We start from the raw sequence: 7,631 nt of genomic DNA on the forward strand, positions 1-7,631 counted from the left end.
CGGCCCGGCTCGCGACGCTGCCGACGGGCGGGCGCACGCCGCTCGCCGCCGGTCTCCTGCGCGCCCACGAGGCGCTGCGCGTCGAGCGGTTGCGCGACCCGCGGCGGCGGCCGCTCGTCATCGTGGTGACCGACGGGCGCGCCACACACGGGCGCGACGCGCTCGGCGACGCGCGGCGTGCCGCCGCGCTGATGGCCGCCTCCGGCACGGCGTCGGTGGTCGTCGACTGCGAGAGCGGCCCGGTCCGCCTCGGCCTGGCCGCTCGGCTCGCCGCCGACCTCGGCGGGCCGGTGCTCGGTCTGGGCGAATTGGCCGCCGACGGCCTCGCCGGACTGGTGCGCGACCTGCGCGCCGCAAGCTGACCGCCCTATCGGCCGTTGCCCGGCCACTGCGAGGAGACGACCATGCCGCAAGGCAAGCCCGACCATGTCCCCGCCGACGGCCTGACGACACGTCAGCGCCGCGACCGGCCCCTGGTGGTGGTGCACACCGGCGCCGGCAAAGGCAAGTCCACCGCGGCCTTCGGCCTCGCGCTGCGGGCCTGGAACCAGGGTTGGCCGATCGGGGTGTTCCAGTTCGTCAAGTCGGCCAAGTGGCGGGTCGGCGAGGAGAGTGTGCTGCGGACCCTCGGGCGCGTGCACGACGAAACGGGGGAGGGCGGGCCGGTCACCTGGCACAAGATGGGCGAGGGGTGGTCGTGGAGTAGGCGGCCCGGCACCGAGGCCGACCACGCCGCCGACGCGGCGGAGGGCTGGGCGCAGATCCGGCGCGACCTGGCGGCGGAGACGTACCGGCTTTACGTGCTGGACGAGTTCACGTACCCGATGAAGTGGGGGTGGGTCGACGTCGCCGACGTGGTCGACGCGCTCGCCTCCCGGCCGGGGCGCCAACACGTGGTGATCACCGGGCGCGACGCGCACCCGGACCTCGTCGCGTACGCCGACCTCGTGACCGAGATGACCAAGGTCAAGCACCCGATGGACGCCGGGCAGAAGGGCCAGAAGGGCATCGAGTGGTGAGTACGCCGATGCCGCGCGTCGTCATCGCCGCACCCGCCTCCGGCCAGGGCAAGACCACCGTGGCGACCGGGCTGATGGCGGCTCTCACCGCGCGCGGGGCGCGCGTGTCGCCGCACAAGGTCGGCCCCGACTACATCGACCCCGGGTACCACGCGCTCGCGTGCGGGCGGCCGGGCCGCAACCTCGACCCGTTCCTGGTGGGCGAGGAGCGTGTGGCCCCACTGTTCGCGCACGGCGCGCTTGGTGCGGACATCGCCGTCGTCGAAGGTGTCATGGGCCTGTACGACGGGGCGGCCGGCCTGGGCGGGTTCGCCTCTACCGCGCACGTCGCGCGCCTCCTCGCGGCTCCCGTGGTGCTGGTCGTCGACGCCCGCTCGCAGGGGCGCTCGGTGGCGGCTCTCGTGCACGGCTTCGCCACCTACGAGGCCGGCGCGCGGGTGGCCGGGGTGGTCCTCAACCGCGTGGGCACCGATCGGCACGAGGCGATACTGCGCGAATCCCTCGAACCGCTCGGCATCCCGGTGCTCGGGGTGCTCGGGCGGCACGACGCGATCGCGAAGCCGTCGCGGCATCTGGGCCTGGTCCCGGCCGCGGAGCGGCATGCGGAGGCCGTGGCGACAGTCGCCGCGCTGGGCACGCTGGTCGGCGCGGCGGTGGATCTGGACGCGCTGTGGCGCGTGGCCCGCGAGGCAGGGCCCTCAAAGGTCGAGGCCTGGGATCCGGTACGCGAGACCGCACTCGGGAACGACGGCCCGTCGGGCGGCGGCGCGTCGCGGCACGACGACGGCCTGCCGCCGTTGCGGCGCCCCCGTATCGCGGTCGCGGGCGGGGCGGCGTTCACGTTCGGTTACGCCGAGACCACCGAACTGCTGTCCGCCGCAGGCGCCGACGTGGTGCCCTTCGACCCTCTTCGCGACGAGGGACTGCCCGAGCACACCGCGGGGTTGGTGATCGGCGGCGGATTTCCGGAGGTCTATGCGGCGGATTTGTCGGCAAACGAGAAGCTGCGTACCGCCGTTGCGTCCTTCGCGCAGCGCGGCGGGGCCGTCGCCGCGGAGTGCGCCGGGCTGCTCTACCTGGCCCGGTCGCTGGACGGCAGCCCCATGTGCGCGGTCGTGGACGCCGACGCGCGCATGACCGGGCGTCTGACGCTCGGTTACCGCGAGGCGGTCGCCGCGGCCGACTCCGTGCTCGCGGCAGCCGGAACGGTCGTGCGGGGGCACGAGTTCCACCGCACGGAGGTGACCCCCGGGGCGGGCCGACGCGCGGCCTGGGAGGCATCCCCGACACGCCCGGGCTCCGCGGGACCGGTCGTCGGTCCGGTACGCGAAGGCTTCGTGGCCGGGCGCGTGCACGCTTCGTACCTGCACACGCATTGGGCCGGATCCCCCGGGACCGCGACCCGATTCGTCGCGGCATGCCGGGAGGCGACACCGTGTGCATGACGCGACACGGACGGGCCAGATGCGTACCGTGGCCGCGCGGCATGGTCCGCCCTCGGTCGACGCCGTGTCGGGAACCTCGCACGGCCGGGGCACGTCGTGCCCCGTGAGACCGGGTGGCGGTACGGAGCAAAACGCACGGAACGGGACGGTAGGCATATGGCAGACAGGGTGACCGTGATCGGGTACGACGGTGCGCCGTTGTCCGGTCCCGCCCGGGCCGCGCTCGCCTCGGCCACCCTCGTGGCGGGCGGCGCCCGGCACTTGGACGCGGTGGACGTCCCGGAGTCCGCTGAGCGCGTCGTCATGGGCAATGTCCACGTCGCCGCCCGCCGGATCAGCGAGCACCGCGGCAGCGCCGTCGTCGTGGCGTCGGGTGACCCGGGGTTCTTCGGAATCGTCCGCATACTGCGCCGCCCCGAGTACGGCCTCGAACTCGAGATCGTGCCCGCGGTGTCGTCGGTCGCCCACGCCTTCGCGCGCGCCGCCATGCCCTGGGACGACGCCAAGGTGGTCAGCGCCCACGGCCGCGAGCTCCGGCGGGCGGTGAACGTGTGCCGCGCGTACGGCAAGGTCGCGGTGCTCACCGGCCCCGGCTCGGGCCCGGCCGAACTCGGCCTGATGCTGGGCGACGTGCCGCGCACCTTCGTGGTCTGCGAGAACCTCGGGACGGACCAGGAGGAGGTCACGATGCTGGCCGCCGACAAGGCGGCCGACCGCACGTGGTCCGATCCCAACGTCGTCATCGTCGTCGGTCCGAACCCCGTCACGTCCGCCCCCGCTGGCTGGATCGCCGGGCAGCGCTCGAACTTCCCCGGCCCGGTGCGCGGCTGGGGCCTCGACGAGGACGCGTACGACAGCACCGACGCCGCCACCCTGCGTCCCGAGGTACGCGCCGTCGTCCTCGGCAGGCTCGGCCCCACGCCCGGCGACCTCGTCTGGGACATCGGCGCGGGCAGCGGCGCGCTCAGCGTCGAGATCGCCCGGCAGGGCGCCGCCGTGATCGCCGTCGACCGCGACCCGGTCGGCTGCGAGCACATCTCCGCCAACGCCGCGCGCTACGGCGTGGAGATCCACGTCGTCCCCGGCACCGCGCCCGAGGCGCTGTCCCGGTTGCCCGACCCCGACACCGCGTTCGTCGGCGGCGGCGGAGTCGAGGTGGTCGCCGCGTGCGCGGCCCGCCGCCCCGAGCGCGTGGTGACCGTGCTGCCCGCCCTGGAGGCCGTCGGGGCGGTGCACGGCGCGCTCACCGGCGCCGGGTACGCCGTGGACGGCACGCTGCTGCAGTCCTCGCGTCTGGCGCCCGTCAGCGGGCTTGCCCACCGACTCGTGCCGGACGACCCGGTGTTCGTGCTGTGGGGCGAACGGTTGTAATGGCCGGTCCGGTTCTGTCGGGAAACGCCCGACTCGTCGTCGGCGTGGGGGCGTCGCGCGGCGTCGCATATGCGGAGATCGACGAGACGCTCCGCGCCGCACTTGCGGACGCCGGGCTGTCGGCCGCCGAGGTGGTCACGGTGGCGACCGTAGCCACGAAACGCGACGAACCGGCGGTTCGCGCGCTTGCCGAGGGACTGGGCGCCGAACTGCTGGACTACGCCGCCGAGGTGCTCGCGGCGGTCGCCGTGCCGCACCCGTCGCCCACGGTGGCGGCCGCGGTCGGCACGCCGAGCGTCGCCGAGGCCGCGGCACTCGCCGCAACACGCGGCGGTGAGCTGCTGATTGCCAAAACCCGCAGCAGGCGGCGGCCATCTATGTGCACGATTGCCGTTGCATGCCATCGGGTTGGTGGGAACCGGACATGAACGAGCGCAAGACGGCGGCTGTCGGTCAGTGAAACGATCAGAGGGGGCGGGGTTGTGATCATTCCGATGACCCCGCCGACCGGGACCGGCATAGTCACCAGCATGATGGACGCCGACGGTACGACGGCGGACCGCACGACGCAGGGCAGGGGCACGGGCACAGGGCATATGCGCACCACCGACGACACACTGTCCGCGCCCGCGTACGCCACCGCAGACTCCCCGAACGAGGACGCCCGCGCCGCCGACGTCGACCTGCGCCACCACGGGGACCGCGAAGCCACCCCGGGCCTCGTCGACCTCGCCGTCAACGTGCGCGGCAGCGCACCCCCGGCCTGGCTGACCGAACGCATCGCCGAAAGCCTCACGCGCCTCGCCGCGTACCCCGACCCCACCGCCGCGCGTGCCGCGGTCGCGGCCCGGCACCGGCGCCCGGTGGACGAAGTCCTGCTCACCGCGGGCGCTGCGGAGGCGTTCGTCCTGCTCGCCCGCGCGCTGACCCCGCGTCACACCGTGGTCGTGCACCCCCAGTTCACCGAACCGGAGGCCGCGCTGCGAGCGGCCGGGCATACTGTGCGTCGGGTCCTCCTCACCGAACGGGAGGGCTTCGGCCTGGACCCGGCACGTATCCCGGAGGAGGCCGACCTCGTGGTGATCGGCAACCCCACCAACCCGACATCCGTCCTGCACAGCGCCGAGACGCTGGCCGCACTGGCCCGCCCCGGGCGCGTCCTCGTCGTCGACGAGGCGTTCGCCGACACCGTCCCCGGCGAACCCGAAAGCCTTGCCGAACGACGCGACCTCACAGGCCTCGTCGTCGTCCGCAGCCTCACCAAGACCTGGGCCCTGGCAGGCCTCCGCATCGGCTACCTGCTCGCCCCCTCCGACCTGGTACGACGCTGCGTGGAAGCGCAGCCGCTGTGGTCGGTGTCGACTCCCGCACTCGTCGCGGCCGAGGCGTGCAGCGGCCCCGACGCCCTGGCCCGCGCGTCCGCCTCGGCCGTTACGCTCGCGACAGATCGGGCGTTCCTTGTCGAAAGACTGCGGGCGATACCCGGGGTCCGGCTCCCCGTCGAACCCCGTGCCTCGTTCGTGCTGGCGCACGTCGAGGACGGCCTCAAGGTCCGCGAACTCCTGCGCGAGCGGGGCTTCGCGGTCCGCAGGGCCGACACCTTTCCGGGCCTCGGCCCGGACTGGCTCCGGATAGCGGTACGGGACCGTGCCACGACAACGGCCTTCACGGCTGCACTAGAGGGAGTGTTGACGACATGAGCGAGCCGGACGAGATTCGTTCAGCTCAGGGGCCGCAGGGCATGGACGGCGGGCCGGGGCATCCCGGCGCTCCCGGCCCGGCGTACGCGTACCCCGGCGTCGACGACCTCGGCGATCTCGACGACTTGGACGACGACGACGCGCTGCTGATGCCGGGGCCGCAGGGCGGTTGGGCCGAGGTGCCGTCGCCGGAGTCGGGGCAGTACGCGGCCCAGGCGCCGGTCGGGGGAGAGGGGCTCCCGGGCCGGCCGGCGGCGCCGCAGCAGCAGCCGATGGCGCCGCAGCCCGGCATGGTCCAGCCCGGTATGGTCCAGCCTGGGGTGCCGCAGCCGGGTGTTCCGCAGTCCGGGCTTCCGCAGTCCGGCGTTCCGCAGGTCGGCGTTCCGCAACACGGCCTGGCGCAGCCGGGAGTTGCGCAGCCTGGTGTTTCCCAGGCCGGTGTGCCGCAGGCTGCCATGCCGCAAAGCGCTGTGCCGCACAGTGCTGTGCCGCAACATGCGTCGCCTCAGCAGGCCGCCCCGGCGCAGCACGATGCGCCGCAGTACGTCGTGCCGCAGCACATGCCACAGCCGCCGCAGACCACACAGCCTGCCGCACCGCACGCGGGGGCGCCGTCCCCCGCGACGCGGCCCGAGCCGGTGCACCCTCAGCCGATGGACGCGGCCTCGCAAGGCGTTCCGCAGCCCGGCATGCCGCAGCCCGGCGGCCCGGTCCCGGCCGGTGGCCAGGCTCCCGGCGCACCGCAGTTCGGCGGCCCTCAGGGGCCCTCGTCGCAGCTCGGACCCGTGACCCCCCAGGTCGGCCAACCGCAGTTCGACCCGGCCGCCGGTCCGGCGGCATACGGCGGCGCCGACGTACCGGGTGCCGCATACCCCGGGATGCCACAGGCCGCGGAGCCCGCGGCGGCACCGCAGTTCGGCGGTCCGCAACCCGTCTCGCCGCAGGGCGTACCGCAGTTCGGCGGCGCACCGGGCGACCCAGCCGGATCGGGCGCGCTCGGCGCGGTGCCGCACACGGGGACCGGGCCGACATCGGGCCCCGTACGCTCGCTCGCCGACCGCATGTCGGCCGCCGCCGCGGCTCCGGTCCCGCAGTCGGGCCTCACGCCGGTGCAGCCGGGGGTCCCGCAGGCCGACGCGCCCGCGTCACCGCAGCAGTTCGGCCCGGGCCAGGCACAGCCGCACGGTCCGGGCCAGGCCCCGGGGCCGCAGCCGGTCCAGCACCAGCCCCAACCGCAGCCTCACTTGCCCGCGCAGCAGCCGGCGGCTCCGCAGGCGCAGACGCCTCCGGCCGCCGACGCTGCGGGTGGTGTCCGTGCCGCGGGACAGACGGAGCAGCAGCCGCAGGCCCAACCGCGGTCCCAGGCTCAGGAGGCGTTCCCGCAGCCGGGTTCACACGCCGCCCCCCAGCCGGGCCCTCAGTCGGCTCCGCAGCAGATTCCCGGGCAGGCACCGGCGGTTGCCCCGCAGGCGACCGACAGCGGTGCCGCCCAGGCGGGGATGCCGGGCACTGCCATCCCGGCATCCGGCGTACGCCCCGGAACGGTTCCGCCGGGCGGCCCCGGTGACCCGCTCCCCGGTGGGTCCGGGCCGGTCGCGGTGCCTCCGCAACATCAGAACCCGCACCACTCCGGCGCCCTGGCCTCCGCCGAGGTGACGTTCACGACGCCCGGCGGGGACGCGTCCGGACAGGTGCAACTCCCGCATCAGCCGTCCGGATCGCCGCAGTCGCAGCCGGTCCAGGCGATGTCCGGAGGGGCCCCGCTCACGCAAGGGCCGCGGACGACGCTCCCGCCCCGGCGGCAGCGCCGGGTGGGCCGAGGCCCCGCGTCCGCCCAGTACCAGGCCGCGCGGGCCCCGTCGGGCGACGCGGCGCCGGGCGCCCAGGGCGCGCAAGGTGCGCAGAGCGCGCAAAGTGCGCAGAGTGTCCCGGGTGTGCAAGGTGCCCAACGCGCACAAGAGGCGGCAATCCCCGCACAGCCCATTGCCGAGGTCACGGCCCGTCTGACGCCTCCCGCCGCTGACGCGGCACCGGCGGCCGCGCCGCCGGCGCCCACGGGGCCGGCCTCCGGACCGGTCCCGGATGCCGCCCCCACG

7 protein-coding genes and 1 pseudogene are annotated in these 7,631 nt (G+C 75.0%); 7 read left to right on the forward strand and 1 reads right to left on the reverse strand.

The window, feature by feature from the left end; genetic code table 11:
- From AB0C36_RS42025 to cobC, 6 genes are all read left to right on the forward strand, one after another.
- On the forward strand, window positions 1-362 hold a 362-nt coding region (locus AB0C36_RS42025; protein ID WP_494410272.1), incomplete at its 5' end, for a vWA domain-containing protein.
- A 42-nt stretch (window positions 363-404) separates the two neighbouring features.
- Window positions 405-1,019 (forward strand): cob(I)yrinic acid a,c-diamide adenosyltransferase, encoded by a 615-nt coding sequence (cobO, locus tag AB0C36_RS42030; RefSeq protein WP_358364803.1) that lies wholly within the window; start codon window positions 405-407, stop codon window positions 1,017-1,019.
- Window positions 1,020-1,027: 8 nt separating this feature from the next.
- Window positions 1,028-2,464: a cobyrinic acid a,c-diamide synthase CobB gene (locus AB0C36_RS42035; RefSeq protein ID WP_358364814.1), complete on the forward strand. Its 1,437-nt coding sequence runs from the start codon at window positions 1,028-1,030 to the stop codon at window positions 2,462-2,464.
- Between the two features lie 156 nt (window positions 2,465-2,620).
- Window positions 2,621-3,835 carry a precorrin-6y C5,15-methyltransferase (decarboxylating) subunit CbiE gene (gene cbiE, locus AB0C36_RS42040; protein ID WP_358364805.1) on the forward strand — a complete coding sequence of 405 codons (1,215 nt, stop codon included), beginning with the start codon at window positions 2,621-2,623 and terminating at the stop codon, window positions 3,833-3,835.
- On the forward strand, window positions 3,835-4,263 hold the full coding sequence (locus AB0C36_RS42045; protein ID WP_358364807.1) for a cobalamin biosynthesis protein: 429 nt from the start codon (window positions 3,835-3,837) through the stop codon (window positions 4,261-4,263). Before cbiE ends, AB0C36_RS42045 begins: the two co-directional genes overlap by 1 nt.
- 168 nt (window positions 4,264-4,431) lie before the next feature.
- Entirely contained in the window at window positions 4,432-5,535 is a 1,104-nt protein-coding gene (gene cobC, locus AB0C36_RS42050; protein ID WP_435839231.1) for an Rv2231c family histidinol phosphate aminotransferase CobC, read from the forward strand.
- A 20-nt stretch (window positions 5,536-5,555) separates the two neighbouring features.
- On the opposite strand, the gene AB0C36_RS42055 is transcribed toward cobC, so the two are convergent.
- Complete coding sequence (locus AB0C36_RS42055; RefSeq protein ID WP_358364811.1) at window positions 5,556-6,137, reverse strand: pentapeptide repeat-containing protein; 582 nt, start codon at window positions 6,135-6,137, stop codon at window positions 5,556-5,558.
- Between the two features lie 51 nt (window positions 6,138-6,188).
- On the opposite strand from AB0C36_RS42055, the pseudogene AB0C36_RS42060 reads away from it, so the two are divergent.
- Window positions 6,189-7,631 (forward strand): annotated as a pseudogene (locus AB0C36_RS42060) (hypothetical protein); the annotation flags it as partial.

Origin of the sequence: Streptodolium elevatio (assembly GCF_040649515.1) — a bacterium.
Taxonomy (GTDB): Bacteria; Actinomycetota; Actinomycetes; order Streptomycetales; family Streptomycetaceae; genus Yinghuangia; species Yinghuangia elevatio.

Excerpts from the sequence above, each read along its gene's own strand:
- cobO (WP_358364803.1), top strand. The coding sequence starts at position 405 with ATGCCGCAAGGCAAGCCCGACCATGTCCCCGCCGACGGCCTGACGACA.
- AB0C36_RS42035 (WP_358364814.1), top strand. The coding sequence starts at position 1,028 with ATGCCGCGCGTCGTCATCGCCGCACCCGCCTCCGGCCAGGGCAAGACC.
- cbiE (WP_358364805.1), top strand. The coding sequence starts at position 2,621 with ATGGCAGACAGGGTGACCGTGATCGGGTACGACGGTGCGCCGTTGTCC.
- AB0C36_RS42045 (WP_358364807.1), top strand. The coding sequence starts at position 3,835 with ATGGCCGGTCCGGTTCTGTCGGGAAACGCCCGACTCGTCGTCGGCGTG.
- cobC (WP_435839231.1), top strand. The coding sequence starts at position 4,432 with ATGCGCACCACCGACGACACACTGTCCGCGCCCGCGTACGCCACCGCA.